General features: G+C 69.4%; 22 protein-coding genes and 4 pseudogenes. 17 read left to right on the forward strand and 9 right to left on the reverse strand.

Annotated features, from left to right (window positions below; all coding sequences use genetic code 11):
• Positions 1–213: 213 nt before the first annotated feature.
• On the forward strand, positions 214–723 hold the full coding sequence (locus ACIHEJ_RS37575; protein ID WP_400142309.1) for a hypothetical protein: 510 nt from the start codon (positions 214–216) through the stop codon (positions 721–723).
• 135 nt (positions 724–858) lie between these two features.
• On the opposite strand, the pseudogene ACIHEJ_RS37580 reads toward ACIHEJ_RS37575, so the two are convergent.
• Positions 859–1,136 (reverse strand): annotated as a pseudogene (locus ACIHEJ_RS37580) (transposase); the annotation flags it as partial.
• Between the two features lie 325 nt (positions 1,137–1,461).
• On the opposite strand from ACIHEJ_RS37580, the gene ACIHEJ_RS37585 reads away from it, so the two are divergent.
• A complete protein-coding gene (locus tag ACIHEJ_RS37585; protein ID WP_400142311.1) occupies positions 1,462–2,427 on the forward strand; it encodes a DUF1152 domain-containing protein in 966 nt (321 codons plus the stop codon).
• Between the two features lie 656 nt (positions 2,428–3,083).
• Here ACIHEJ_RS37585 and ACIHEJ_RS37590 read toward each other — a convergent pair.
• Positions 3,084–3,509, reverse strand: a complete 426-nt coding sequence (locus tag ACIHEJ_RS37590) for a GNAT family N-acetyltransferase (protein ID WP_400142313.1) — start codon at positions 3,507–3,509, stop codon at positions 3,084–3,086.
• 664 nt (positions 3,510–4,173) lie between these two features.
• Positions 4,174–4,610 (reverse strand): annotated as a pseudogene (locus ACIHEJ_RS37595) (IS5 family transposase); the annotation flags it as partial.
• Positions 4,611–4,717: 107 nt separating this feature from the next.
• On the opposite strand from ACIHEJ_RS37595, the gene ACIHEJ_RS37600 reads away from it, so the two are divergent.
• On the forward strand, positions 4,718–5,914 hold the full coding sequence (locus ACIHEJ_RS37600) for a helix-turn-helix domain-containing protein (protein WP_400142315.1): 1,197 nt from the start codon (positions 4,718–4,720) through the stop codon (positions 5,912–5,914).
• Positions 5,915–6,810: 896 nt separating this feature from the next.
• Here the strand turns inward: ACIHEJ_RS37600 and ACIHEJ_RS37605 are convergent.
• Complete coding sequence (locus tag ACIHEJ_RS37605) at positions 6,811–7,659, reverse strand: hypothetical protein (protein WP_400142395.1); 849 nt, start codon at positions 7,657–7,659, stop codon at positions 6,811–6,813.
• Here ACIHEJ_RS37605 and ACIHEJ_RS37610 point away from each other — a divergent pair.
• Positions 7,540–8,082, forward strand: a complete 543-nt coding sequence (locus ACIHEJ_RS37610) for a hypothetical protein (RefSeq protein WP_400142390.1) — start codon at positions 7,540–7,542, stop codon at positions 8,080–8,082. The genes ACIHEJ_RS37605 and ACIHEJ_RS37610 overlap by 120 nt on opposite strands.
• A gap of 92 nt (positions 8,083–8,174) precedes the next feature.
• Here the strand turns inward: ACIHEJ_RS37610 and ACIHEJ_RS37615 are convergent, their stop codons facing one another.
• Complete coding sequence (locus ACIHEJ_RS37615) at positions 8,175–8,750, reverse strand: hypothetical protein (RefSeq protein ID WP_400142317.1); 576 nt, start codon at positions 8,748–8,750, stop codon at positions 8,175–8,177.
• Positions 8,751–9,009: 259 nt separating this feature from the next.
• On the opposite strand from ACIHEJ_RS37615, the gene ACIHEJ_RS37620 reads away from it, so the two are divergent.
• Positions 9,010–9,132, forward strand: a complete 123-nt coding sequence (locus ACIHEJ_RS37620) for a hypothetical protein (RefSeq protein WP_400142319.1) — start codon at positions 9,010–9,012, stop codon at positions 9,130–9,132.
• A gap of 69 nt (positions 9,133–9,201) precedes the next feature.
• Here the strand turns inward: ACIHEJ_RS37620 and ACIHEJ_RS37625 are convergent, their stop codons facing one another.
• Complete coding sequence (locus tag ACIHEJ_RS37625) at positions 9,202–9,393, reverse strand: helicase associated domain-containing protein (protein ID WP_400142321.1); 192 nt, start codon at positions 9,391–9,393, stop codon at positions 9,202–9,204.
• Here ACIHEJ_RS37625 and ACIHEJ_RS37630 point away from each other — a divergent pair.
• Both ACIHEJ_RS37630 and ACIHEJ_RS37635 read left to right on the forward strand, forming a co-directional pair.
• Positions 9,369–10,367, forward strand: coding sequence for a hypothetical protein (locus ACIHEJ_RS37630; protein WP_400142323.1), 999 nt, complete (start codon positions 9,369–9,371; stop codon positions 10,365–10,367). The two genes, ACIHEJ_RS37625 and ACIHEJ_RS37630, sit on opposite strands and share 25 nt — an antisense overlap.
• Positions 10,367–10,516 carry a hypothetical protein gene (locus tag ACIHEJ_RS37635; protein ID WP_400142325.1) on the forward strand — a complete coding sequence of 50 codons (150 nt, stop codon included), beginning with the start codon at positions 10,367–10,369 and terminating at the stop codon, positions 10,514–10,516. The genes ACIHEJ_RS37630 and ACIHEJ_RS37635 overlap by 1 nt, the downstream gene beginning before the upstream one ends.
• Before the next feature lie 87 nt (positions 10,517–10,603).
• Here the strand turns inward: ACIHEJ_RS37635 and ACIHEJ_RS37640 are convergent, their stop codons facing one another.
• Positions 10,604–11,269 (reverse strand): peptidoglycan-binding protein, encoded by a 666-nt coding sequence (locus ACIHEJ_RS37640; protein WP_400142327.1) that lies wholly within the window; start codon positions 11,267–11,269, stop codon positions 10,604–10,606.
• Positions 11,270–12,977: 1,708 nt separating this feature from the next.
• Between ACIHEJ_RS37640 and ACIHEJ_RS37645 the strand changes: the two genes are divergently transcribed.
• Positions 12,978–14,090: a catalase family protein gene (locus ACIHEJ_RS37645; protein WP_400142329.1), complete on the forward strand. Its 1,113-nt coding sequence runs from the start codon at positions 12,978–12,980 to the stop codon at positions 14,088–14,090.
• A 202-nt stretch (positions 14,091–14,292) separates the two neighbouring features.
• Here ACIHEJ_RS37645 and ACIHEJ_RS37650 read toward each other — a convergent pair whose 3' ends face one another.
• Both ACIHEJ_RS37650 and ACIHEJ_RS37655 read right to left on the reverse strand, forming a co-directional pair.
• Positions 14,293–15,114 carry a hypothetical protein gene (locus tag ACIHEJ_RS37650; protein ID WP_400142331.1) on the reverse strand — a complete coding sequence of 274 codons (822 nt, stop codon included), beginning with the start codon at positions 15,112–15,114 and terminating at the stop codon, positions 14,293–14,295.
• Positions 15,115–15,160: 46 nt separating this feature from the next.
• Entirely contained in the window at positions 15,161–16,003 is an 843-nt protein-coding gene (locus ACIHEJ_RS37655; RefSeq protein WP_400142391.1) for an alpha/beta fold hydrolase, read from the reverse strand.
• A gap of 367 nt (positions 16,004–16,370) precedes the next feature.
• Here ACIHEJ_RS37655 and ACIHEJ_RS37660 point away from each other — a divergent pair, with 367 nt between their 5' ends.
• The 9 genes and pseudogenes from ACIHEJ_RS37660 to ACIHEJ_RS37700 all read left to right on the forward strand — a co-directional run bounded on the left by ACIHEJ_RS37660 (position 16,371) and on the right by ACIHEJ_RS37700 (position 24,996).
• Complete coding sequence (locus ACIHEJ_RS37660; protein ID WP_400142333.1) at positions 16,371–17,570, forward strand: acetyl-CoA C-acyltransferase; 1,200 nt, start codon at positions 16,371–16,373, stop codon at positions 17,568–17,570.
• Between the two features lie 220 nt (positions 17,571–17,790).
• Entirely contained in the window at positions 17,791–18,483 is a 693-nt protein-coding gene (locus ACIHEJ_RS37665) for an HAD family hydrolase (protein ID WP_400142336.1), read from the forward strand.
• Positions 18,484–18,630: 147 nt separating this feature from the next.
• Positions 18,631–20,157 (forward strand): AMP-binding protein, encoded by a 1,527-nt coding sequence (locus tag ACIHEJ_RS37670; RefSeq protein ID WP_400142338.1) that lies wholly within the window; start codon positions 18,631–18,633, stop codon positions 20,155–20,157.
• 56 nt (positions 20,158–20,213) lie between these two features.
• Positions 20,214–20,903, forward strand: coding sequence for a TetR/AcrR family transcriptional regulator (locus tag ACIHEJ_RS37675; RefSeq protein ID WP_400142339.1), 690 nt, complete (start codon positions 20,214–20,216; stop codon positions 20,901–20,903).
• 433 nt (positions 20,904–21,336) lie between these two features.
• The gene (locus tag ACIHEJ_RS37680) at positions 21,337–22,155 is read left to right on the forward strand and encodes an SDR family oxidoreductase (RefSeq protein ID WP_400142341.1); all 819 of its coding nucleotides are present in this window, start codon (positions 21,337–21,339) and stop codon (positions 22,153–22,155) included.
• Positions 22,152–22,313, forward strand: a pseudogene (locus tag ACIHEJ_RS37685) (enoyl-CoA hydratase/isomerase family protein); the annotation flags it as partial. The gene ACIHEJ_RS37680 and the pseudogene ACIHEJ_RS37685, both read left to right, overlap by 4 nt.
• Positions 22,314–22,485: 172 nt before the next feature.
• Positions 22,486–22,743 (forward strand): annotated as a pseudogene (locus ACIHEJ_RS37690) (enoyl-CoA hydratase-related protein); the annotation flags it as partial.
• A gap of 206 nt (positions 22,744–22,949) precedes the next feature.
• The gene (locus tag ACIHEJ_RS37695; RefSeq protein ID WP_400142343.1) at positions 22,950–24,212 is read left to right on the forward strand and encodes an acyl-CoA dehydrogenase family protein; all 1,263 of its coding nucleotides are present in this window, start codon (positions 22,950–22,952) and stop codon (positions 24,210–24,212) included.
• A 1-nt stretch (position 24,213) separates the two neighbouring features.
• Positions 24,214–24,996 carry an SDR family oxidoreductase gene (locus ACIHEJ_RS37700; protein WP_400142345.1) on the forward strand — a complete coding sequence of 261 codons (783 nt, stop codon included), beginning with the start codon at positions 24,214–24,216 and terminating at the stop codon, positions 24,994–24,996.
• Positions 24,997–25,031 lie beyond the last annotated feature (35 nt).

Raw genomic sequence — 25,031 nt, forward strand, 5'->3', positions numbered from 1 at the left:
GGGATCGGGCGCGTACAACAACGACAACAGGGCCTCCGGGAACCGCTCGGAACGGGGTCGCACCCCCGAGCTACCAGGAGGCCCTGCCTCCATGCACCTACCGCCGGAAGTTCACTCAACCAAGACCCTGTTCGACCCACACGTTCCAAGGTCGGTTGAGACGGCTTCTGACAACCACCCAGGGGGTTTGAAATGGCTGTTCCATGGGAGCTCTTGATATCCACCGTAGGCGGTGTCACGGCCACCATCGTGGGCGTCGTTGCAGGCGGGGTCGTTGGGCGGCGCAGCGAGAATCGAAAGTGGCTTCAGGAGGCACAGACGTCCGCCTACGAGAGGTTCCTGCAGGCTTTCGGCGCCGTCGAGATGGAGCTGCGTGAGGCGTTCCTCGAACGGCGCAGACCTGCAGTCGCATGGGGACCGTTCAATGCCTCGATCCAGTCGCTGAGCTTGGTGGCGAATCCCGAGGCGGCCGCAGCAGCTCTCCAGCTCTGCGATGTCATCGAGGATTTCACCATCCTCTTCCACGATCGTCAGCCAGCGGATCTTGAGGAGCTCCGACCGATCCACACCGCCTTGGACCAGGGGCACTTGAAGTTCGTCAATGCGGCCCGACGCTCACTCCATCCCTCGCAGGAACGTCTCACCCAGACACTCGGCGGCCCGTCGCCCTGGCGTGGCGTCGCCTTCGTGGACCAAGGCGACGGCGCCGGCGAGGCTGAATAGCACAATGAGTCTCTTCATCGGTGCTTCTCCAGGGTGAGGACGGCCTTGCTCACCGCCGGAAGATCACTCAACCAGCCCCCCTGTTCGGCCTGCACGTTCCAAGATCGGTTGAGATACGGCTTCTTAGACCGTGTCCTATGTGGTGAGGCGGACGAGATGCTTGTAGCAGCACAGGGCGGCGGCGAGTCCGAGTAAGGCCGGGTAGTTCGGGGATCGCGCTCGTATCGGGGGTTGAGTCGGCGGTAGCCGGACAGCCACGACATCGTCCTCTCGATCACCCACCTGCGACGACCCAATCGTTCGCTGGACTCGATGCCTTTGGGGGCGAGCTGGACTCCGATGCGCTTGCCGCGTAACGATCTCCGCAGGTCGGGCCGGTCGTATGCCCGCCGCCTGTGGGTGAGCCTCAGCGGCGCAGGCCGCGATGATGCCGCGCTCTGGTCGCCTTCCTGGACGGCTGCGGCGCGGCGGGCGGGGGATCGACGTCTCAGTGCCGGCCGATTCCCTATCACCCGCCACGGTGCCGCTGCAGACCGGCCGAGCTGCCGTGGTGGGGGCCGACCACAAGCCCGACCGCGAGGCCGACCGTGCCGGTCGCGGCCCTCGACCACGACGCCGGGCGGGGCGTGTCAGACCGTTTTCCCTGACGACCTGTGTCCTGTCTTGTCGGACCTTGACCGAACTCAGTGACGCTTGATCGGCTGCGGTGCCGGCTCATCCTGCTGCTAGCTTCATGCGGTGATCTCTCTGAGGGAACCGGCGTTCTTCACCCGCTTGCGTGACGCGCGGCGGGTTCTCATAGCCGGTGCGGGCGGTGGCTTCGACGTGTACGCCGGACTGCCGCTCGCACTGGCGCTGCGGTCGGCGGGCAAGGAGGTGCACCTCGCGAACCTGTCCTTCGCCGACCTGTACGGCCTGAACCTCAATGTGTGGGTGGATCAGGATGTCGCGGCCGTCGGACCCGACACCCCCGTGCGCGGCGACTACTTCCCGGAACGGACGCTCGCTCAGTGGCTCGTGACACAGGATCTGCCGCCGACCGTGTACGCGTTCCCGAGCATCGGCGTAGGTCCGCTGCGGGCGGCATACCGGGCGCTGATCACGCATCTCGGCGGTGTCGACGCGGTCGTGCTCGTGGACGGCGGGACCGACATCCTGATGCGCGGTGACGAGCACGGTCTCGGCACCCCGGAGGAGGACATGGCGAGTCTGGCCGCCGTGAGCAGGCTCGACGAGGTCCCCCACCGCCTGGTTGCCTGCCTCGGCTTCGGGGTCGACGCCTATCACGGTGTGAGTCACTCCCTCGTGCTGGAAAACCTGGCCGCCCTGGACCGGGACGGCTCCTATCTCGGCGCGTTCTCGCTGCTCGGGTCAGGGCGGGAGGGCGCGCTGTATCTCGACGCGGTGGCGCATGCCCAGCGCCACACCGCGAGCCACCCCAGCATCGTGAACGGATCGGTCGCCGCCGCCGTGCGCGGTGACTTCGGCGACGTCCGGTTCACAGAAAGGACCAAGGGCAGCGAGTTGTTCGTCAACCCGCTGATGGCGCTGTATTTCTGCGTGGACCTGCCCGGACTGGCCCGCCGCAATCTGTACCTCGACCTGCTGGAGGGGACATCGCTGATGCGGCAGGTGAGTTCCGTGATCGAGCAGTTCCGCACCACGCTGCCCCGTCAGCGTCCATCTCGGGCATTCCCGCACTGAGCCTTCCTCCGCTACGCGCGAGCGGGGTCCGCATCCGTGCAGATAGGTGTCCGCACGCGTGCCCGCTGCAACGTTCAACGTGGTTAGGGTCCTGGCGTCAACCACCACTGCCTGGCGCGTTCACCTCAGGGTGTTGACCGGTCGATGAGGTGCTGTAGAGAGATCTCGTACGGGACGCGGCGCGGATTACGCCGCTCGCTTGCTGGCTCCGCCAAGAAAGGGGAGGCGGTTTGGCGCTTTTGTCGGAATCTGCAAAAGTCCACGGAAACGTGTCTCTGGAGCGATAAAGCGGCAGGTCAGGAAGTCTGCTCCCCGCGCCCGCGCGGGAATGGTCCATGCGGTGAGCATAGAACTCGTCAGCAGCGGCTGCTCCCCGCGCCGACGCGGGAATGGTCCCTGCACCGGGCCCGGCTCCTCACCTCCCAGTGCGTGCTCCCCGCGCCCGCGGGGACGGCCCGCGTTCGTCAGATTTCCCCCGGCCCGGGCGGCCATGGCCGGCTCCAGCAGGCGGTGTGCCGGGGACTCGTTGGACCCACGCGGACGCCCGCCCGGCACTCGGGGCACGCCAGCGCAGCCCCTTGACGCGGTGGACGTCCTCCCAACCACGCCCGCAGCCGCGATCGTTCAGCGATGCCTCCAGCCGTCTGCACGCGGCCTCAGTCCCCGAACCCCCGCACCGCGAAGTCCACCACCTTGCGGTAGCCGATCCGCTGGTGGAAGGCGTTGCTTGTGGGGTTGGCGAGGTCGGTGAAAAGGACCACGTGGGCCGCCCCGGCCGTCACGGCGGTGCGGCTCACTTCCGCCGTCACTGCGCCCGCGTAGCCGTGACCGCGCGGGTGTTCCGGCGTGAACACCGGGGCCGCCCGGACCTGGCCCGTGGACTGGGGGGTTACACCGGCCATGGAGACCGGCTCGCCGTTGGGGGTCTCCCAGAAGGTGACGCCGCCGTAGAGGGCTACGACGTCCGCGCTGACGGCGCCATCTCGCGCGCTGCTGGACTGGCTGACCGCACCGCATATGCACGGCGCGGCTTGACGGCCAAGCGCACCACACACCACGACTGAGCCATGATCCAGCAGCATGCAAGCACCTCCTATCTCCTTCGAGGCCCGCCAGCGCACGGCGTGGGCCGCCGGGCGCGGCACGAAAAGCGGGTCAGGCGGCGGTCTTCTCGCTGCGGTGAGGACGTCGGCGGCGCGGCCGGCCGCACATCCTCGGCCATCGGCAGGCCCTCGGCCCCCAGGGCGGTTGCGTCGGCATCGAGCAGCGATCTGTCTCCGTGGACACGCAGGCCGGCAATGAACCTGGCCCGGGTGTGGCCGTCAGGCCGGATGCCGTCTCCGGATGCGTGCCGCGGTCGTCCGCCGCAGCATCCTGATCATGCGGACGCACGGCGCAGTCCAAGAGAACCGCGGCGGGGTACTGTCCGGTGGCCGCGGCCAGGTGCAGCATCTTGCGGTGCATGTTGATCCGGGCCCGGGAGATGACGGTGGCGCGGGTGTCGGGGCGCCAGCTGGGGCGGGCGAGGGCGGCTGCGCGACGCCTACGTCGCCACGATGGCGGAGCTGGGTGTCGCCGAGAAGCTGCCCCCGGCCGAGTTCCTCAAGGCGATGGACGGCTACAAGAGCCGTGATCCGGAGCTGGCGCTCGTCCTCAGCGCCGTCAAGATGACCGTCAAGGTCGGCATCGGCAAGCTGCAGGAGAAGGCGCGCGGCGGCGGCTGGAAGCCAGGGCAGGCCTGGCCCGCCGGCCGATCGCCTCGCCCGGGCAGAGCTGCCCCTTTTTCGGGCTCCAGCCGCAAGCTGGTGAGCCCGCACGGTCGTCGAGTCGATGCAGACGACCGACCAGTCGACCGCACCGTCGGCATCGGAATACTGCTGGACGTGGGCCAGAAGCCGGTCCCAGGTGCCGTCGGCCGACCAGCGGCGGAAGCGTTCATAGACCGTCTTCCACGGCCCGTAGCGCTCGGGCAGATCCCGCCAGGCCGCCCCCGTTGACAACTTCCACAGGATGCCGTTGACCACCTGCCTGCGGTTCCGCACCGGTCGGCCCATCCGGGACGGAGCCGGCAACGGCTCGATCACCGCCCTCGACTCATCAGTCAGTTCATGACGACGCACCACGAACGAACCGACGACGCCACCACTTTGCGGACACGACCGAGGGCTTCGGGTGCCGATCATCCGCAGCCCCACGGCAGAACGGCCGGAAGAAGCACCGGCAGTTTTCCCGGCAGATACCCCTGTGGTGTACTCGCCTGCGCAGGTCCAGATCATCCGGCGGGGGCGTGATGGGCGAGGGCGGATTCGGGGCGCTGTTAGGCGCCCGGCGCAGCGGGGCCGGGCTGACGCAGGAGGAGCTCGCCGAACGCTCGGGACTGAGCGTGCGGGCGATCCGTGACCTCGAGCGCGGCAGGGTTGCCCGGCCGCGCCGGGAAACCGTACGGCTACTCGCCACGGCCCTCGGCCTGCCGGAGGACGAGCGCGAGGAATTCTTTCGTCTTGCCCGTCAGGCGCTACCGCCGACCCGACCGGGGCGCGTCGACGCCCAGTTGCCGACCGCTCCCGCCGTGATGGCACCCATCGACCGTGACGATCCGCGTATCTCAGTCGTCCCGCCAGACGAACCGGCCATACCCCCAAAGGCAGAGGCAGCCGGCCACCGGGCCGGACACGGACGTCGGAGAAGCACCGCGGCACGCTACGGCACTCTGCTCACCGCGCTGTTGACGGTCACCGCACTCTCCTCCGATCAGGGCTCGCTTCCCGCACTGCCGTCCCACCACGGCCCGCACGTCCTCCGGACCACGAGCAGCGCTGCCTATGTCGCCCGGATCAGCAACAACGACTCCAGGCCCCCTTACGGTCCGCCGTCGACCATCGGGGCCGATCTGTGGGTGCTGCACGCAGTCGCCCGCGGTGAAACGCTGATCGTCACCGTCGCGCTCACCGGTGCGGGCTCGGGTGCGGTCACCGTGACCGACACGGCCGGCAACACCTACCGGCCGGCCGGGCAGATCAACTACCGTGGCCGCCTGCTGCTCTTCGCAGTCGTCGGTGCCAGGCCGCTGGACACGCTCGATCGGATCATCATTCGCTGGCCGCGAGTCACCGCCGCCCAGACCGCGGTCGACGCATTCCGGGGAATCACCGCCGCCGGACCATGGATCGAGGGCGAATCGGACCCCCGCGACGGCACCGAATCCATCAACATCGACGATCTGCCACTGTGCACCGAAGGCGACCTCGTCTTCACCGCCATGAACGCCCCAACCGGCCCCGCCGCCCAATTCGACGCGCCCTGGAAGGAAGCGCCCTGGCAACCCGTGGACGTGGATCTACCACGCCGGAACCCCACGCTCACGACGGCCTACCGCTCCATCACCTCCACAGACAACGACTGCACCGTCCGCGGCACCGCGACCCCACCATGGCAGTCCATCACCCTGCCCCTCCACGTAGTGGCAGGACCCAACAGCACGCGCTGAGACGTGCCCGAGGGCGCGATGGACCGCAGCCCAGTGGTGGGCCGGCCAGATCGTGGCGTGCCGACTCGATCCCGTGCCCGGAGCGAAGCTGAGCCATCAGGAAGCTGCAGCCGAACTCGACTACCCCGACGCGCTGCGACCCATCGTTGATCTGGCGAGAGCACGCGACCTACCGAAAGATCAACCTCCGGACCAACAGTACGTTCGCTAGCGGGTCACCTCCGCGGCGCGATGCCTTCTCGCCAAAGAAGCGCACCAGAACCACAACTTTTGAGCTACGTCGCACGACCCACCGTGACCGGTTCACGGGCAGCGAGCCAGAACCATTTCGCGTGAACATCCACGGCCCCGCCGACCGCCCATCGTCACCCAAGTGATGGACGAAACGCTGCTGCTTGAAGTGACCGAAGCCGCGTGGGCAAGGGCATGAACGACAGGTACGGGACGGAGCAGCTCGGTAGCTCGCTGGGCTCAGGCCGGGTTCGCGGCGGCTCCGCTTGCTTGGGGGCCCACGGGAGCCGTTCAGCGGGGCGCGTTGCGCGACACCGAGGACCAAGCCGTGCTGCGCCCGCTGACCCGAAAGCGGTCCGCGCCCAACGAGCGGGTCCGCCTCGCCGCCGGCGCCCTGGCCGCCCGGGTCCGCGCAGCGCGGCGTGCGGAGCGCCTGGGCTCTCGCACCCGGCCTCGCGCCGTCGCGAGGTTGCCCGAGGACGCGGCGCGGCGGGAGCGGGTCCGCTCGCGGCTCCTCAGGTGTCAGGGGCGGCGCGGTAGGGACACCGCTCCTACCGCCGGCTTCGCGACCGTACGCGTGCAGATCGCTTCAACGGCATGGTGCCCTGCCTCCTAGTGAAGGCAGGGCACGCTCTGGCAGGCCGGTTGCTTTCCCCGTCGGCCGGTTACGGTGTCACGGTGATCCTGGGGCTCTGGATATCCCCGTAGTACGAGAGGCTGCCGCTGGAGTTGTTGGCCCAGAACCCGACCGATATCACGTAGGTTCCCGTAGGCAGGTCGTGGTAGGTCTTGGGCTTCCAGTCCCAGCTGGTCTGGCTGTTCCAGCCCGCGCACCCGTAGTCGTAGGCCCAGTTCCCCGTGTTCACGTCGACCGCATGCGCGCAGATGTCGATCGGCACACCGCCCGGGTTGTGGATACCGGCCTGGGGACTGACCCCATAGCCTCCGTTGCCGAGAGAGCAGGAGTCGAGGGAGACGTTGAAGGCGACCGGGGCGAAGCTGCCTGCGGTCTCGCTGCGGCAGGTGTGGCCCGTGGGGTGAATGGTGAGGGCCGAGGCGGACTGGGCTGAAGTCAGTGCCGCGATGACGGCCATCCCGGTGATGACCACAGGTGCACCGAAGCGGCTGACACGAGAACTGGTTCGGGGCGAGCGACGCATGCGCTTGTTCCTCTCGTTCGGGTTTGTGGTGTCGATCGTCCGCAGCTCCCACAGCGGTGACCAGGCAGAACAGCCGGAAGAAAGACCGGCAGTTTTCCCGGCAGACGCCCTGTGATGTACTCGCCTGCGCAGGTCCAGCGAGGGCGGCTCAGAGGCGCTGTTGCGCGCCCGGCGCAGCGGCGCCGGCTGACGCAGGAGGAGCTCGCCGAACGCTCGGGGCTGAGCGTTCGGGCAATCCGCGATCTCGAGCACGGCAGGGTTGCCCGGCCCCCCCGTGAAACGGTGCGGCTGCTCGCCACGGCGCTCGGCCTGCCCGAGGACGACCGCGAGGAACTCCTTCGCCTCGCCGGTCATGCGTTGCCCCCGGCCCGACCCCGACCCCGCCCCGTTGACGCCCAAGTGCCGACCGCTGCCACCGCGACGGCACCCGAACGCGGTGACGATCCGCATCCCGCCAAACGCAACTCGCTCCTTGACAGGCTCAGGGCCGGCATCCCGGCCCTCCTGATACCCGCTGGGGTTGGGGTGCGTGCTCCCCCCCGCCGCGTCCGACCCCTGACCACGCACCCGCCCGGCTACCGGCGTCTGACCCGCCCGTCGTGTCGCCTGGCCGCGCATCGCCGTCCGCGCATCGCCGTCCGCGCATCGCCGTCCGGCGCACGGGCGCACGGGCGCACGGGGGCACGGGCGCACGGGCCGCCACGGCAGCCGCGAGCAGTGGGTATGCACCACCCGCGCCGCCCAGCCTCCGGCCTACGTGCCCGGTGGAAGTCGTGACCCCGCTCTCGACGACTGCGACGACGCTTTAGGCAAACAGCCGACAATCTGCCAGTGCATGCGCAGGCGAGCCCGGCCTCCCAACCAGCAGGTCAACCCTGTTGGTATGCGCGGCCGTCCTCGTTCAGGAGGACGTATGAAGGGTCCAGGGCTGCAGCCTGGCGGGCCAGGTCCAGCAACTCGGTGAGCGGCGGCGGGGTCAGCCCGAGACGGTAGAGGAACTCGGCCCGCCGCTCGGGCAGGTCGTCCATGTCGGCCGCCTCACTGAGTTCCTCGTCCTCTTCCTCCTGCAGCGCCAACAGCATCGCCTCATTCACGACGCGTCCCTGCCTCTCCAGGTTCAGCGCCTGTCCCGCGCATGGCAGCACGGCCAGCAGCAGTAGCGCGTCACGGAGGTTGGCGCCGACGATCCCCGCGGAGCCCTCGGAGTCGGCGAACAGCACGGGCCGATCCTCACTGTCACCGGTCCCGCAGAAGAAAAAGGTGCCGCCTCCGCCGTCCTTTGCGATCGCCTCCAGCGGCTCGCCCGAGGCCAGACGCACAGGCTCAACGTGGGTGATTGGCCCGTAGAGCGCGACGAGGACGTCGAAGTCGAAAGGCCACATGGCGAGTTCAGCAGCCCTGGAATCGTCGCGGAGCAGGCCGAGCAGGGAGGGCGAGAACGTCATCGGGTAACCGTAGAGCAACAGGGGCGGCAGCGCCGTGTCCCGGCCGTCCCCCCATTACCGTCTTGGTAACTCTGGGGGCACCCGAACGGTCCTCGTCCACGGCACCGCCGACGTGAAGGCCCACCGAACGCTTGCGCCGCCGGCCGCTCCCCCCGGCCGCCTGCAAGGCGTCCCCATGGCCGGAGTGCGCGTTCCCCCATTCGGACGCATCATGGGCTTGGCCCCTCCAGGTGCCACAGACCAACCTTCGGGAGGTCCTGTGATCCTGCTCGCCCTGCTTACGCCTATCGCGTTGATGGCCCTGCTCTTCGCGGTGACCGCCTTCGAAGAGCATCTCTTCCCGCAGGTACCCGTCACCGAGGACGCCAGCCCGCCGTTGTAGAGCCGGAGCGCCTCGGGCTCCTCCAAGAGTGGCCGTTGCTCGTCGATGGGGTCACGCAGCGCGGGCCTTTCATGTCCAGCGCATGCCGATGGCGGCCGGTTGTTCGATGCGTTCGGGTGTCAGTGGTGCGGCTCTGCTGCGTCGGTTGCTGATCCAGGCGCCCAGCTTGAGCTCCTGCTCCTCGCTGTCCTCGCCGTCCCCGTCGCCGATGATGACGGTCTCGGTGTGTTTGCGGGGTGCGCGGAGGTGTCCTTGGCGCATCACTGCGTGGACTGCTCGAGATCAGCATCACCGAGAACATCGTCACTGCCCTGCACGTCATCATCAACCGCATCGATCCGCAGACCGTGGACGCGCCCGACTCAGTCGTCTCCTACGCCCGCCGGCTCGCCCAGCGCGACGTCCCGCTCTCCGCGCCTACCGTCTCGGCCATGCGCCGAGCATGGACCTGGTCCTCGGCGAAGCGGTCCGACGGGGGGCTGCCGGACCCGGTGGGCACCGTCATCACCCTGGTCAGCCTCAGCTCGGCCTACCTGGACAGGGTCTGCGACGTCTGCGACCAGGTGGGCCGCGCGTACGAGCAGGAACGCGAACGCCGGGTGGACACCCGCGGCATGCTGCGCCAGCACTGGGTAGACCAGCTCCTCGAGAACCCCAGCGTCGATCTGCCTCAGGCGGAGGCCGCCCTCGACTACCGGTTGTCCGGCAGTCATCTGGCCGTCGAGGGCTGGCTGAACGGACCACGGCGACCACCGACCCCCACCGCGGTCTTCGACCGGCTGACCTTGCTGCTGCACACCGTCCTGCACGCACAGGGCCGTCCCCTGCTGGTCCCCAGGGACGAGGCGGACGCCCGTATCTGGCTCGCGGTCAGGCCCGGCTGCCCGGTGGATCCAGACACCGTCGCCGCCGAGCTGGCCGACGCCGCGCTACCGGTGCGGCTCGCCCTCGGCACCGTTCGCCCGGGCCTCGACGGCTTCCGCCGCAGCACCCGCGCCGCGGCACGCGCCAAAGCCGTCGCCCTGTCCGCGGGGGCCGGCGCCCCGCGGGCGGTCGCCTTCGCACGCGTGGCCCCCGTCGCCCTCCTGGCCGACGAGCCCCGCGAACTGGCCGACTTCGTCTCCGACACCCTCCGAGACCTCGCCGTCGACGACCCCCGCCGCGAAGTCCTCCGCGAGACGCTGCGCGTTTCCTCGCCACCAACCGCAGCTACACCGACACCGCCGACGAGTTGATGGTCCACCGCAACACCGTCCACCACCGCGTCCAGCAGACCCTCGACCACTACCGACTCGACGTCGACGCCAATGCCTTCGACCTCCACCTCGCCCTCAACGTCTGCCGCTGGTACGGGGCGAAGGTCCTGCGCCGCAAGCGCGGTTGACGGAGGGTGGGCCACAACGACGACGATCCTCCGCGACACATGGTGCGATCGGCCCCTTTGCGTAGTCCTGCATGCCTCTGCCGCTGGTTACTTGGTCCGCAGCATGAGCGCAAGACGTGTGTTGGCGCCGTAGACCCCGCTCTCGTCGCCGCGCACGCCGTACCGCTTCTGAAAGAGTGTCACGGCCGCTCGGACCTCCGCGCCGTAGCGGCCGTCTATGGCGCCGCCGTCGTAGATGCCCGGTATCTGCTGGAGTCGTACCTGCAGCTCGTAGACTCCATGGCCGCTGTCGCCTTGGCGCAGGACGCCCGTGCCCGGGATTTCGGGGAGCGGCGGATCCGGTGCGCCGGGCTGAGGGCGGTCTGGCTGTCCTGGAGTCGGGGGAGGGGGGTCCTTCGGCGCGGGACTCGTCGGCAGGGGAGCTTCCATGTGTCCGGAAGGCGGGGACGGCGAGGCCGCCGGCTCGGCGTTGTGGAAGAGCAGCAGCCACGTGGCGAGGAGTAATCCGCTCGCTGCGCCCAGCCCGAAGATTCCGGCGACCCGCAGGTCCCTGCGGCTGGTGACTCGCCGCCGCCTGCGACTGGTCTTCCTCCCGTGTGGGCGGACGGAGGACGCAGATCCCTTCGCGGGCGCCGTGGTGAGCTGGTCGAACGGGACGGCCGGACAGAGGGGGACGTCCGACCAATCGGTGCCCGGCCTGGGGCTCCTGCTCCGCCCGCTCTCCTGCCAGGGAGCCGGATGGGGGAAATCCATCGTGGGTGCCACAACCTCGGGGCCCGGTCCACTGGGCGGCGGCGGCTTTCCCGGCGACGGGGCCGGGACGGCCTCCAGCCCTCTGGGCAACCCCGGTGGCTCCGCCACGACAGCCTCCGGGGCGTCGGACTGGCGCAGGCCGCCGGTCTGCGGCGACGGGGGCGGGACGGCCTCCGGCCGTCTGGGCAACCCCGGTGGCTCCGCCACGACAGCCTCCGGGGCGTCGGACTGGCGCAGGCCGTCGGTCTGCGGCGACGGGGGCGGGACGGCCTCCGGCCGTCTGGGCAACCCCGGTGGCTCCGCCACGACAGCCTCCGGGGCGTCGGACCGGCGCAGGCCGCCGGTCTGCGGCGACTCGGCGGCAGGTGGACGGTGGGGCCCGGGACCCTCCGGTCGCGTGCCTGCCGGCACACGTTTGACCGGCAGTGCCCCGCCGGATGCGGAGAAATCCGGGGTCGGGGCCGAGGACGGGGTCGGCTGGGGAAAGCGGGCATCCCCGGTCGGCTGACCGTGCCGGGTCCGGGCCCCAGACGGGCCCTCGACGGGTTCCTGCTGCTCGTCGCGCAGGAGGTCGGCGCGTGCGGCAGCCAAAGCGTCCAGCACGGCTTGGAAGGAGTCCCTGGTCTCTTGCACGATGTCAGGGCCTGAGGCGGGAGTCCGCTCCGGGTTGGCGTCGTTGCGACCCACCGGGTCCTCCTCGGCTTTCTCGTTTCTGACGGGCCATTTCTTCCTCAGCGGCGGTCAGCTCCCAGGTGTCGGGTCCCTGATCACCGGCTTCTGCGCAGGGCGCGGCGGCTTTCCCTTCTTCCTTCGTCCCTGGCAGGCAATACGCAGGCGGCGCGGCTTTGCCCTCATCCAGCCGCCGGTATGTAACCCACGCCTCATGCACAGCCCGCGCCGTGGACCAGCCGCACCTCTCGTCCTGCAGAGCCCGGATTCGGCGAACTGTGGACCACCCCGCATGTCAGCCGGCGATTGAGCACGGTGCTCCTGCCGTCGACGCGGCGATGCCGGAGGTCCGCCTCGACGCGGGACCGGGCTCCTCCGGGTCCCCCCTTCCCGGGTCGCCAACTCCCTTGCAAGACCAGCCGACAGACCGGTACGACCGTGGGTCGCGGCAGAAGAAGTATGCCGTCTGCTCTCTTGCCGCAGCCGCTTTCACCATCCGCGGAGGCGTCGCCACCGCATCGGTGCTTCACCAGTCGACGGCGCCACGAGCGGACTCGATCCCGGAGTCATCCTGCGCAGGGCCCGAGCTCGCGTCAGCGATGCACCGGCTTCGCCGGAGCGAGTGCCCACGCACCTGGCGCGAAAGGGCGTCCGGGACCGAAACACCGAGGGGCTCCGGCGTCCTGTGCCGACGGCACCTCGCGGCAGGTCACCGGCCTCCGGGCCTTCTGCCGCCACCACCAGTGCGCCGCCACCCGTGAAGACGAAGCCGCCCCCCACCCTCCAGTAGCCGCCGTCCCAGCCCGCCTTCGCGGACGGCAACGCCTTCCACGCGGCCCTCCGCCAGTGCTTCTGGCAGCAGCAGCGCCTCTCCCACCAGTAGCGGCTCACCGAGCAGCAAAGCGGAAACCGGTGGCTGAGCCACTTGCCGGCTCCCCGGCGCGCCGCAGGACGCGTGCGATTGCCCACAGTTAAGTTGTGCACAATCTAATTGCGCGTTAGCGTCGTGGGCAGTGCATCACGACAGAGAGGCGGCACCATGAATCCCGTTCGCTACGAGGACTACCGTCCCGCTGAACGCCCGTCGTACCACGAGGAGTTGGAAGCAGTCGTCGCCCAGGTGGCGAGCCGTACTCGCGCCTCGGTCGAGCGCGAGACCGTCGGCCGTGCTGTCCGCACCGCCCACGGAAAGACCTACGGCCTCCTCAAGGCCACGGTCACGGTCGGCGACAACCCCGGCTTCTACGGGCAGGGAATCTTCGCCCGGCCGACCGCGTACGACGCCGTCGTCCGCTACTCGAACGGCTTGGGCCACCATCGCCCCGACCACCAGCTGGGCGCGGCATGCGGCATGGGCATCAAACTGTTCGGGGTGGCCGGCCCCTCGCTGCTGGACGACGAACGCGACAGCGGCACCTTCGATCTCAACCTGATCAACAACGAGGTCTTCTTCGCGAACACCGCCTACGACTACATGGTGATCGAGGAATTGTTCGCGGAACTGCCCGAGGCCCTGGTGGACCCGGCCCGCCGCAAGACCTGGATGGCGGAGTTCCTGACCCGCCGGCAGACGCTCACCGATCCCGACAGCTGGCTGTGGGACGAACTGCTCGCCATGCTCTCGTTCACTGCGGTCCCGCGCAGGAACCTGTTGTCGTACACCTACAACAGCATGGGCGCCTTCCGGTACGGCGACCACATCGCCAAGATCCGTACCGTGCCGACGGCCGCGTCCCTGGACTCCCTCACGCACCAGATCGTGGACGTGCACGCGGACAACGAGGCATTCCGCCGCACCCTGGTGGCCGAGGCCGCGGAGCGAGACCACGCCTTCGAGCTCCAGGTCCAGCTCAACACCGATCTGGCCCGGATGCCGGTGGACAACACGTCCGTCAAGTGGCCCGAGGACCTGTCCCCCTGGGTGACGGTCGCCCGGGTGGACCTCCCGCGCCAGGACATCGGTGGGAACGACAACCTCGCGGCCGCCGACGCCACGTCGATCACGCCGTGGCGATCACGCGAGGAACACCGGCCTATCGGTGAGATCCAGCGGGTGCGGCAGGAGGTGTACCGGCGCTCGTCCATCGAACGGCACCGCATCAACGGACAGCAGCGGCGCGAACCGGCCGGCAGCGCCGAGCTGCTGGGCTGAGCCTCTCCCACGCCGGCCGTGCCCGTACACACCGGGTGCGGCCGGCGCCGGCCCGGTGTGTACGATGCCCGCCCCGACGCCGGGCAGCCGCCGTTGTCCCGCCACAGGTTCCAGGGCACGCCCGTCGCTCCGGACGGCGCCACCTCGACGCGCCATCACCCCTACGGCATGCCGCGCACTGTCGAGGACCTGGCGGGTCCTGTCAGCCGAGCTTGAGGAGGCCGGCTTCCACGACGGCGTGTCCGAAGGGACTCGCGAGTTCGGCGAGGCGCTCGCAGTCGGCGTCACCCAGGGCGGCGTAGGCGGGAAGGGCCAGGCGGTCGGTGCGGTCCTCGATGTGCCGGCGCAGGAGTACGCCTTCGGAGCTGAGGGAGTCGCCGTCGAGGAGACCTCGCGTGCGCAGGTCTTCCGCGGTGGCGGCCCACTCCTCCGCGGGCCATGCCCGGCTCGCCTGGAGGAAGTCGACGGGAACCTCACCGGTGGCAGCGTGCAGAATCAGGGCCTCCAGGCCCCCGATGCCCTCGCTCAGCAAGCATGCGACATGGCCGTCTCCGCGGAACTCCCGAAGCAGCGTCTGGGCGTGCCACAGCCGCAGTACCGGTTCCTCCGGCCAGGGCAGGGCGGCATGCGCGGCGAACAGCGGGCGCCCCTGCGCCTGTTCGCAGGCCGCCTCAGCGGCTCGGGTGGTCAGCGCGAGGACCTCGTCGAAATCGGGCTGCTCGTGGATCCCGGCCCGTCGCAGTGCCTCGCTCGCGGCGGCATACCGCGCGTCCAGGACCTGCTGCGGCGTCGCCGCGTCCCAGACCCCGTCGACCGCCTTCCGGACGAAACGGGGGTTGAAGTTGTAGAAGGTCGAGATGACCAGCTCAGCGGATGCCCGGCCGAAGGCGGCGCTTCGGGAGGCGAAGTACCCGGCGCGTCCGCTCAGCCCGAGGTCCGCGTACCGCCGCCTTGCCTCCGGGGCGAAGTAGATCATGGCGTGAACGGGCTCGAGTCGGCGCCATGCCGCTCGTGCAGTCTTCATGGGTTCACCTTTTCGGAGAGCCGACAAGTGAGGTATTCGTCGTGGTTCAGTGCGCGCCGTGCGCTTGCAGGTGCGCGAGCAGCAGACGGCTCAGCGTCTCCGGTGCCTCCTCGGGGACCCAGTGGCTGACGCCCTGGAGGGTCTCGAACCGGTAGGGCCCGCTGACCCACTGCCCGGTCTCCTGAGCGGCCGCCGGGCCGAACGCGCTGTCCTCCGTGCTCCAGACGTACAGCGTGGGCACGTCGATGACACCGATCGCCCCGTCGGGGCGGCCGGCCCGGTACCAGTTGAGCGCTGCGGTGAGAGCACCCGGCTGAGACAGGTGCCGGACGTAGGTCTCGGCACTGGCCTGGGGGACCTTCTCGGAGTAGAAGGCGCGAAGTTCCGCGGCGTCGTCGGCGAGCATGCGCTCTTCCGTCGCGGGCGTCTCGCGCCAGTCGATCATGTAATGCGAGCGTTCGCGCTGATCCCGGTCGCTGCGCAGGGTGGTGGCCAGGGCGCCGGGGTGCGGGGTCGAGACAACCGTCAGCGTACGGACCCGGCCGGGGTGGGCATCGGCGGTCCACCAGGCCACCGCGCCTCCCCAGTCATGGCCGACCAGATCGAACGCCGCCCAGCCGAGTTCCTCTGTGAGAGCGACCACGTCATCGACGAGGACGCCGATGCGGTAGTCCTCGGGCCGCCCGGGACGGACCCCGGGGGAGTACCCACGCTGGTCCGGTGCCACCACCCGGTAGCCGTGAGCGGCCAACGCCGCGATCTGCCGTCGCCACACCAGCGCCGTCTGTGGGAAGCCGTGCAACAGCAGCACCGGGCGGCCCTCGGGCGGACCCGCCACGATCGCGTCGAACGCCCCCGCAGCGGTGGAAATGCTCAGCTCGGTCACGATCCGACCCTCCATACCGACTGGTCGGTCAGCTTTCAGGCGTGGCGCCGGATTGTCAAGGTCGGGAGCGTGCGCGTCTTCCCGGCGGCGGGAGTGCGCGCTCTGTTTCGGCCGACGTCGCGCCGAAGAGGCCGGGACCATGGTTGAACATGACGCCGGATTCAACTATAACCAGTCCGGAGGCTTGCCCCCGTCACCCCCTCGGTCATGCGCCATGCCATCGGTGAACGGAGGAGACGGTCAAGACCGCTCACAACGCCCGGAACGGCGTTCGGCACCGCCTACCGGCATCGATCCCGGCTCCCGGAACGCGGGATTCCCCTCCCGAAGCTCCCGGACGCTCCGGAACAACAGGAATCAGTGAGGCGACATGAGGGAAGCAGTCATCGTTTCGACGGCACGGACGCCGATCGGAAAGGCCTACCGCGGCGCGTTCAACGACACCCAGGCGCAGGAACTTGCTGCCCACGCCCTCTCTCACGCGGTGCGGCGCGCCGGGCTCGAGGGGGGCGAGGTCGAGGATGTGATCTTCGGCTGCGCCGTCCAGCAGGGGACCTCCGGTGTCAACGTCGCGCGTCAGGCCGTTCTCCGTGCCGGACTTCCGGACACCGTGTCGGGGATGACGATCGACCGGCAGTGCTCGTCGGGCCTGATGGCCATCGCGACGGCCGCCAAGCAGATCGTCGGCGACGGCATGCAGGTCGCTGTCGGCGCCGGTGTCGAGTCGATCTCCTTGGCGCAGAACGACCACATGAACACCCACCGCATGACAGATCCCTGGCTGGTCGAGCACAAGCCGAGCATCTACATGCCGATGTTGCACACCGCGGAGATCGTCGCCGAACGCTACGGCGTGAGCCGGGAACGTCAGGACGAGTTCGCGCTGGTGTCGCAGCAGCGCACCGCGGCGGCCCAGGAGGCCGGCCGGTTCGACCAGGAGATCGTCGCGCTCAACAGCGTCAAGAAGGTGCTCGACAAGCAGTCGGGGGAGGTGCGGGAGGAGGCCGTGACCCTGACCCGGGACGAGGGCAACCGCGCGTCGACCACGCTCGAGGGCCTGGCCGGATTGGCGCCGGTGCTGCCGGACGGTCAGGTGAGCGCGCATTCCAGCGTGACGGCGGGCAACTCCTCTCAACTGTCGGACGGGGCTTCGGCGTCGGTGTTGATGGAGGCGGGGGAGGCCGAGCGCCGCGGGCTGGAGCCGCTCGGCGTCTACCGGGGTATGGCCGTTGCCGGTTGTGGGCCGGACGAGATGGGGATCGGCCCCGTGTTCGCCATTCCGAAACTGCTGAAGCAGCACAGCCTCACCATCGACGACATCGGCCTGTGGGAACTCAACGAGGCGTTCGCTTCCCAGGCGTTGTACTGCCGCGACGAACTGCACATCGACCCGGAGCGGTTCAACGTCAATGGCGGCGCGATCTCGGTCGGTCATCCGTACGGCATGACCGGAGCCCGCCTGGTGGGGCACGCACTGATCGAGGGCAGGCGCCGAGGTGTGCGGTACGTGGTGATCTCGATGTGCGTCGGCGGCGGAATGGGCGCCGCCGGGCTGTTCGAGGTCGTCTGAGATCCGCGTCCCTGCTGGACCGCCGACGGCAAGGCCGGCCGGGCACGGGGGAGTCGCGGCACCGGGCCCGGCCGCCCAGCCGGCCGCGGTCCTGCCGCTTCCACCAGGCCGGGAGCCGTCGGCCTCGCGGAATCGATGGAGGGGCGCACGTCCCATGAGAGCCGACAGACCAGGGCCGCCGTCGTGTTGGCCGGTGGCAGGCCGGCCGCGAGAGAGAGGTATGGACACCGTGCAGAACGTGGTCGAAAAAGCCCGAACCGCGGTCCTCGTGGACTTCGGCGGGGTCATCACCTCCAGTGTGTTGCAGGCGTTCACCGACTTCGGTGCCTCGCTCGGCGGCGATCCGCGCCTGCCGCTGGACCTGCTCAGCCGGGATCAGCCCTCACGCACCCTTCTGGCCGACCACGAGCGCGGCCGTATCGACACCGAAGCCTTCGAACGAGGATTCGCCGAGCGTCTTCGTGCCCACGGCGCGGACGTGGCGGCCGAGGGGCTCACTGCCCGGATGCAAGCGGGAATGTCGATCGACCCGGACATGCTCACTCTGCTCGATGATCTTCGCGGCGCCGGGTATCCCGTGGCGCTGGTGTCCAATTCGTTCGGAACCGGAACCTACGACGGTGTCGACCTCACCGCTGTGGCCGACGTGGTCGTCATCTCCGCCGAGGTCGGGATCCGCAAGCCTTCCCGGCGGATCTACGCGATCGCGTGTGAACGCCTCGGCGTGGACCCCGAGGAGGCCGTCATGATCGACGATCTGCAGCAGAACCTCGACGGAGCGGCCCGGATCGGCATCGGGGGCGTCCTGCACACCAGTGCCGCCGACACCCGCCGCCAACTCGCCGACGTCTTCGGCATCGCCGCAGGGCCGATCGGCCGATCGCCCGATCAGGCGCACCGAGATCGTCCATGACCTCCGCCGTCGACCGTGGTTTACCTGCGGCGATACGCACCTCCGGCCACGCCGTGCGAGGACTTGAGGCCGAGGCCGGGCCAAGTCCACTGATCGGCGGGTGAGACCCGCACCGTCACCTGCTCACATCCCGGGAAGGCACCGCTCATGACCAGCGTTTTCGATCCTGTCAGCCGCCATGCGGCCGCCACCCCCGACAACGTCGCGTTGCGCGGCGGTGCGGAGCAGTGGACCTACCGGCAACTGTGCGACGCGAGCGTACGGTACGCGGGTGCCCTGACTGCCGCGGGCCTCGCTCCCGGGGACCGGGTGCTGCTCGCAGCGCCGTCGGTGCCCGAGTTCGTCGTGGCTTACCTCGGGATTCAGGCCGCGGGCTGTGTCGTGGTGCCGGTCAACACGATGGCCACCCGGGCTGAGGTCGAGTACGTCCTCGGCGATGCCGGGTGCTCGTTGGCGGTCGCCTGGCACGCCCTCGGCCCGGCCGTCGCGGAGGCGGCCGCGACCCTCGAGGTGCCCTCCTGGACACTGTCCCCCGGCGCGACCGGCAGCGATGCCGAACCCGTCCCCGTCGTCGACCGGGACCGCAACGACACCGCGGCCATCCTGTACACCTCGGGTACGACGGGGCGGCCGAAGGGTGCCCAACTCACAGTCGGCAACCTGTTGTCCGCCGGGGAGATCGGCGCCGAGTGCAGCCGCGCGTCGAGCACCGACCGCACCGGCACCGGACTCCCGCTGTTCCACGTGTTCGGGCAGGCGGCGGTCATGATGGCGACGTTGACCGTGGGTGGTTCGATGTCGTTGCTGGCCCGATTCGACCCGGCGTCGATGCTGGAGATGCTGCGCCGCGACCGGCTCACCATCATGGCCGGCGTACCGACCATGTGGAACGCGATGCTGCACGCGGCGGGCTATGCGAACCCGGCGGACTTCGCCCAACTCCGTGTCGCCGTCTCCGGCGGCGCGTCGCTGCCCGGAGAGATCGCCCGGGCCTTCGAGGCCCGCTTCGGCTGCACCATCCTCGAAGGCTACGGGCTCACCGAGACCACCGCGTTCGGCACCTTCAACGACATCGACCGCGGCGGCAAGACCGGGTACACCGGCCGGGCGGTCCCGGGGGTGCACGTCCAGGTGCGGGACATCGAGGGCAACGAGTGTCCGCCGGGCACCGTCGGCGAGGTCCACATCAAGGGACCCACGGTGATGCGCGGCTACTGGAACCGCCCCGCGGACACCGCCGCGGCGATCTCGCCCGACGGCTGGTTCCGGACCGGCGACCTCGGCGAAACGGACACCGACGGCGACCTGCGCATCGTCGACCGAATCAAGGACCTGATCATCCGCGGCGGTTACAACGTCTACCCCGGTGAGGTGGAGGAGGTCCTCTACGAGCACCCGGACATCATCGAGGCAGCCGTGATCGGTGTCCCCGACGACCACTACGGCGAGGAGGTCGCCGCGCTCATCGCCGCCCGTCCCGGTTCGGAGCTCGGTGCCGCCGAGGTGTCGGAGTGGGCGCGGGAGCGGCTGTCCGCCTACAAGATCCCGCGCATCGTCAGGTTCGTCGACACGCTGCCGAAGGGCCCGTCCGGCAAGATCCTCAAGCGGTCCATCGACCGTACCGCTCTGACCCGCGACAGGGCGCCCGCCGATGTCGCCGCCCGCCGCCCCTGAGCCCCCCGGCTCGCGAGTTTGTGACCATGGCGTCGGATTCAAGTACAGTCTCCGGGATGGACACCACTGCGCCCGAGGAGATCGACGGCGAGAAGGCACCGCCCATGGCGCCCCTCTCGCATCTTCGCGAGCCGCCCACGACGAAGCGTGGAGCGCGGACCCGGGCCGCTCTGGTCAAGGCCGCGCGGAAGGTGTTCGAACGGGACGGCTACCTCGACACCCGCCTGACCGACATCACCAAAGAGGCTCAGTGCGCGGCGGGGTCCTTCTACACCTACTTCGCCAACAAGGAAGAGGTGCTTGCCGCCGTCCTCCTGGAGGCGCAGGAGGACATGATGCACCCGGGCATGGGCCGGGTGCAGGGTGCCGACGATCCCTATGCGGTACTCCAGGCGAGCAACCGTGCGTATCTCGAGGCATACAAACGGAATGCGAAACTGATGGCCCTGCTTGAGCAGGTCGCCCAGGTGGAGCCGGAGTTCCGTGAGTTCCGGAGCAGGCGCGCGGATGCGTTCATCCGCCGCAACGCCCGTGGCATCGCTGACCTGCAGGCGCGGGGCGTCGCGGACCGTGAGGTCGATCCGCTGATGGCCTCCCGTGCGCTGTCGGGCATGGTCAGCGTCATGGCCTACAACGCCTTCGTGCTCGGCGGGCAGCAAGAAGAAGGTGCACCGGACTTCGAGGAACTCGTGTCCACGGTCACCCGGCTATGGGCGAACGCCCTGCGGTTCCCCGGCCACCGCTGACTCGGCGATCCGACCGGGGCGGAGCCTGCCGCCCACGATCTCTCGACGATCCTGGATCCTGGCGCCCCATGGGCGACGCCGACCAGCTTGAGTGAGTTCATGCTCACTCCGGGACTCGTCACACTCTGTTCCGCCGGGCACTCTCTCCCGGCGAAGGCGTTCACCCGCTTCCGGTTCCCTCGCTTTTCACCGGACCGAGCCCAAGTCTCCTGCCGATCGGTGCCGTGAGCCGCTCGTACCTCGGAGGACCGGCGAGACAGGGCCGGCGCCGGCTGGTGAGCTGCTCCGCAAGACGCCTGGTCGGTGCGGTCACGCGCGACCAGTTATTGAACTTGACGCCAGATTCAATTATACAGGTGAGGGGAGCCAGGGTCGTATCGCCTCGGGGGCCGTGCCGCAGCACCTCAGGCCCACGTCACGGAGAGGGTCCGTTGTGAACGTTGCACAAAGAGTCGCCGTCGTCACCGGTGGTGGCGGTGGCATCGGCAGCGCGCTCGTCGCACGGCTCGCTCGCGAGGGTGCCCGGGTCGTCGTCGCGGACCTCGACGCGGACAGCGCGCGGGCGGTGTCGGATCGGGTCAACGCCGGCCATCCGGGAAGCACTGTCAGCGCCGGCGCTGACGCGTCGGACACCGCCCAGATCCAGCGGTTGATCGACCTGGCGGAGAGCGCCTTCGGTCCGGTCGATCTCTACTTCGCGAACGCGGGCATCGCCGGGGCTCTCGGTCTCGACGCGAGCGAACAGGACTGGGACCTCTCGATCGACGTCAACCTGCGGGCCCACATCCGTGCCGCAAGGCTGCTGGTACCGCAGTGGCTAGAGCGCGGTCAGGGCTACTTCGTCAGCACGGCATCGGCGGCCGGGCTGCTCACCCAGGTCGGCTCCGCCACGTACGCCGTCACCAAACACGCGGCCGTCGCCTTCGCCGAATGGCTGAGCGTCACCTACGGCGATCGCGGGGTCCGTGCCAGCTGTCTGTGCCCGATGGGGGTGAACACCAGGCTGCTGTACTCCGGAAAGGACTCCGGGGACGTCCTGGGGAGAGCGGCCACCCAGGCCGTCACGTCCGCCGGGGACGTCCTGGAGCCGGCCGAGGTCGCCGACGCCGTCCTGGCCGCGATCGAGGACGAGCGCTTCCTGATCCTTCCGCATGAGGAAGTTCTGGACATGTACCGGCAGAAGGGCTCCGATTACGACCGGTGGCTGCGCGGGATGCGCCGTTACCAGAGCTCCCTGCTGGCGCAGTCATGACCGGTGCGCCGGGCGAGCTCGTCCTCGCCGAGCATCGCGGGCCGGTGCTGGTGCTCACCTTCAACAGGCCCGCCAAGCTGAACGCCTGGACCGACGAACTCGAAGACCGCTACTTCACGCTGCTCGACGCCGCCGAAGACGACCCGGACGTACGCGCCATCGTAATCACCGGCGCGGGACGCGGATTCTGCGCCGGAGCCGACGTCCAGCGGCCGCAAACGGTCGGCGAGGTCTCCGCGGCGGACAGGGCGCGGCGCCGCGCGCGACGTGCCGCTGACCCTGCGCAAACCGTTGATCGGTGCGATCAACGGGGTGGCGGCCGGCCTGGGCATGGTGGAGGCGCTGTACTGCGACATCCGCTTCGGCTCGCCCGCGGCCCGGTACACCACGGCATTCGCGCAACGCGGGCTGATCGCCGAGTACGGGACCCCCTGGCTGTTGCCCCGGCTGGTGGGGCACAGCCGGGCAGCGGATCTGCTGCTGTCGAGTCGCATGGTGGATGCCGAGGAGGCACTGCGCATCGGACTCCTCGACCACCTGGTCCCCATCGGCAGTGTGGTCGATGCCGCTGTCGCGTACGCCGCCGATCCGGCGAGGTGCTGCTCGCCGGTATCCATGGCCACCATCAAGAGCCAGTTGAGCATCGACGCGGACGGCACCTACTGCCGATTCCGTGACACGGGCCGAAGCCCTCATGCTCCAGGCCTTCCACGGATCCGCTGTCGTCGTAGGCGTGGCCAGTCACCTCGACAAGCGCCCGCCGAACTTTCCCTCCCTACCCGTCAGGAGTTCGGATGTCCCTGTTTGAGATGTCGGACCGCGCCAAGAAGTACCAGGCGGATCTGCTCGAGTTCATGGATTCGCACGTCTACCCCGCCGAGGAGGTGTACCACGAGCAGATGCGCGCGTCGGGTGACCCGCACTTCCATCCGCCGATCATCGAGGAACTCAAGGCGCAGGCGCGGGCGCGTGGACTGTGGAACCTCTTCCACCCGCACCCGGAGTGGGGCCCCGGGCTGACGAACCTCGAGTACGCGCCGCTGGCGGAGATCATGGGGCGCAGCCACATCGCCTCCGAGGCGTGCAACTGCAACGCTCCCGACACGGGCAACATGGAGGTGCTCACGCTGTTCGGCAGCGACGAGCACAAGGAGAAGTACCTCAAGCCCCTGCTCGACGGGACGATGGCCTCCGCCTTCGCGATGACCGAGCCGCGTGTCGCCAGCTCCGACGCCACCAACATCGAGCTGCGGATGGAGCGCGACGGCGACGAGTACGTCCTCAACGGCCGCAAGTGGTTCGCGTCCAACGCCCTGCACCGCAACTGCAAGGTGCTCATCGTCATGGGGAAGACGGACCCCACCGCTGCTCCGCACCGGCAGCAGTCGATGATGGTCGTCCCGATCGACGCCCCCGGGATCACGGTGATGCGCGGCCTGCCGGTGTTCGGCTACCAGGACCGTGAGGGGCACGCCGAGATCGACTTCACCGACGTGCGGGTGCCGGCCAAGGACGTCCTCAAGGGCGAGGGCGAGGGTTTCGCGATCAGCCAGGCCCGGCTCGGGCCCGGCCGTATCCACCACTGCATGCGGGCCATCGGCGCGGCCGAACGGGCGCTGGAGCTGATGTGCCGGCGCGCGCAGTCACGGGTGACCTTCGGCGCTCCGGTTGCCGAACGGTCCAACATCCAGGACTGGATCGCGGAAGCGCGCATCGACATCGAGATGATCCGCCTGCTCACGCTCAAGGCCGCGTATCTGATGGACACGGTCGGGAACAAGGAAGCGCGCACCGAGATCGCGGCCATCAAGGTGGCCGCCCCGAACATCGCGTTGAAGATCATCGACCGCGCGATCCAGGTGCACGGAGCAGCAGGAGTGACCGAGGACTTCCCGCTGGCGATGATGTACGCGCAACTGCGGACGCTGCGGCTGGCGGACGGTCCGGACGAGGTCCACAAGCGGGCCATCGCCAGGCACGAACTGCGGCAGTACCGCGACGCGGACACCGCGGCGGCCAACGGCGCGGGCGGCGGCCACGAGGTGGCGGTGAACTGAGATGAACGGACTCGATCTCACCGGTCGCACCGCCGTCGTCACCGGCGCCTCGCGCGGTATCGGGCTGGCGATCGCCCAGGCCATCGCCGCGGCCGGCGGAAACGTCGTCCTCACCTCCCGGTCCCAGGAGGCGGCGGACGCCGCCGCGGCCCAGGTCGGGGGCACGGCGGTCGGCGTCGGCGCGCACGCCGTCGACGAAGAAGCGGCCCGCCGCTGTGTCGATGTGACGCTCGAGCGCTTCGGGAGCCTGGACATCCTCGTCAACAACGCGGGGACCAACCCGGCCTTCGGTCCCGTCATCGACCAGGACCACGGCCGGTTCGCCAAGACCTTCGACGTGAACCTGTGGGCTCCCGTCCTGTGGACGGGTCTGGCCACGCGGGCCTGGATGGGCGAGCACGGTGGCGCGGTGGTCAACACCGCGTCGGTCGGTGGCATGGCCTTCGAGGCGAACATCGGGTTGTACAACGCGTCGAAGGCCGCACTGATCCACCTCACGAAGCAACTGGCCCTGGAACTCTCGCCGAAGGTTCGCGTCAACGCGGTGGCACCGGGTGTGGTGCGCACGAAGCTGGCCGAGACTCTGTGGAAGGAGCACGAGCAGGCCGTGTCCGCCGCTACGGCGCTCGGGCGCATAGGGGAGCCTGCCGACATCGCCTCGGCGGTCGCCTTTCTCGTCTCGGACGCCGCGAGTTGGATCACCGGCGAGACGTTGGTGATCGACGGCGGGCAACTCCTCGGTGACGCGCTCTCGTTCAGGCGAGGAGCCGGCACGGGCGTCTAGCGGACGTCGTGGGAACCGACGCCGGGGTGGTGAGC

This window comes from Streptomyces sp. NPDC052301 (genome assembly GCF_044593395.1).
Taxonomy (GTDB): domain Bacteria; phylum Actinomycetota; class Actinomycetes; order Streptomycetales; family Streptomycetaceae; genus Streptomyces.

Coding starts and splice junctions, on each gene's coding strand:
- ACIHEJ_RS37635 (WP_400142325.1), top strand. CDS start 10,367: ATGGTCCACCGCAACACCGTCCACCACCGCGTCCAGCAGACCCTCGAC.
- ACIHEJ_RS37670 (WP_400142338.1), top strand. CDS start 18,631: ATGACCAGCGTTTTCGATCCTGTCAGCCGCCATGCGGCCGCCACCCCC.
- ACIHEJ_RS37605 (WP_400142395.1), bottom strand. CDS start 7,659: ATGACCGGCGAGGCGAAGGAGTTCCTCGCGGTCGTCCTCGGGCAGGCC.
- ACIHEJ_RS37660 (WP_400142333.1), top strand. CDS start 16,371: ATGAGGGAAGCAGTCATCGTTTCGACGGCACGGACGCCGATCGGAAAG.
- ACIHEJ_RS37640 (WP_400142327.1), bottom strand. CDS start 11,269: ATGGATTTCCCCCATCCGGCTCCCTGGCAGGAGAGCGGGCGGAGCAGG.
- ACIHEJ_RS37695 (WP_400142343.1), top strand. CDS start 22,950: ATGTCCCTGTTTGAGATGTCGGACCGCGCCAAGAAGTACCAGGCGGAT.
- ACIHEJ_RS37615 (WP_400142317.1), bottom strand. CDS start 8,750: ATGACGTTCTCGCCCTCCCTGCTCGGCCTGCTCCGCGACGATTCCAGG.
- ACIHEJ_RS37590 (WP_400142313.1), bottom strand. CDS start 3,509: ATGCTGCTGGATCATGGCTCAGTCGTGGTGTGTGGTGCGCTTGGCCGT.
- ACIHEJ_RS37625 (WP_400142321.1), bottom strand. CDS start 9,393: ATGCGCCAAGGACACCTCCGCGCACCCCGCAAACACACCGAGACCGTC.
- ACIHEJ_RS37650 (WP_400142331.1), bottom strand. CDS start 15,114: ATGAAGACTGCACGAGCGGCATGGCGCCGACTCGAGCCCGTTCACGCC.
- ACIHEJ_RS37675 (WP_400142339.1), top strand. CDS start 20,214: ATGGACACCACTGCGCCCGAGGAGATCGACGGCGAGAAGGCACCGCCC.
- ACIHEJ_RS37645 (WP_400142329.1), top strand. CDS start 12,978: ATGAATCCCGTTCGCTACGAGGACTACCGTCCCGCTGAACGCCCGTCG.
- ACIHEJ_RS37600 (WP_400142315.1), top strand. CDS start 4,718: ATGGGCGAGGGCGGATTCGGGGCGCTGTTAGGCGCCCGGCGCAGCGGG.
- ACIHEJ_RS37700 (WP_400142345.1), top strand. CDS start 24,214: ATGAACGGACTCGATCTCACCGGTCGCACCGCCGTCGTCACCGGCGCC.
- ACIHEJ_RS37665 (WP_400142336.1), top strand. CDS start 17,791: ATGGACACCGTGCAGAACGTGGTCGAAAAAGCCCGAACCGCGGTCCTC.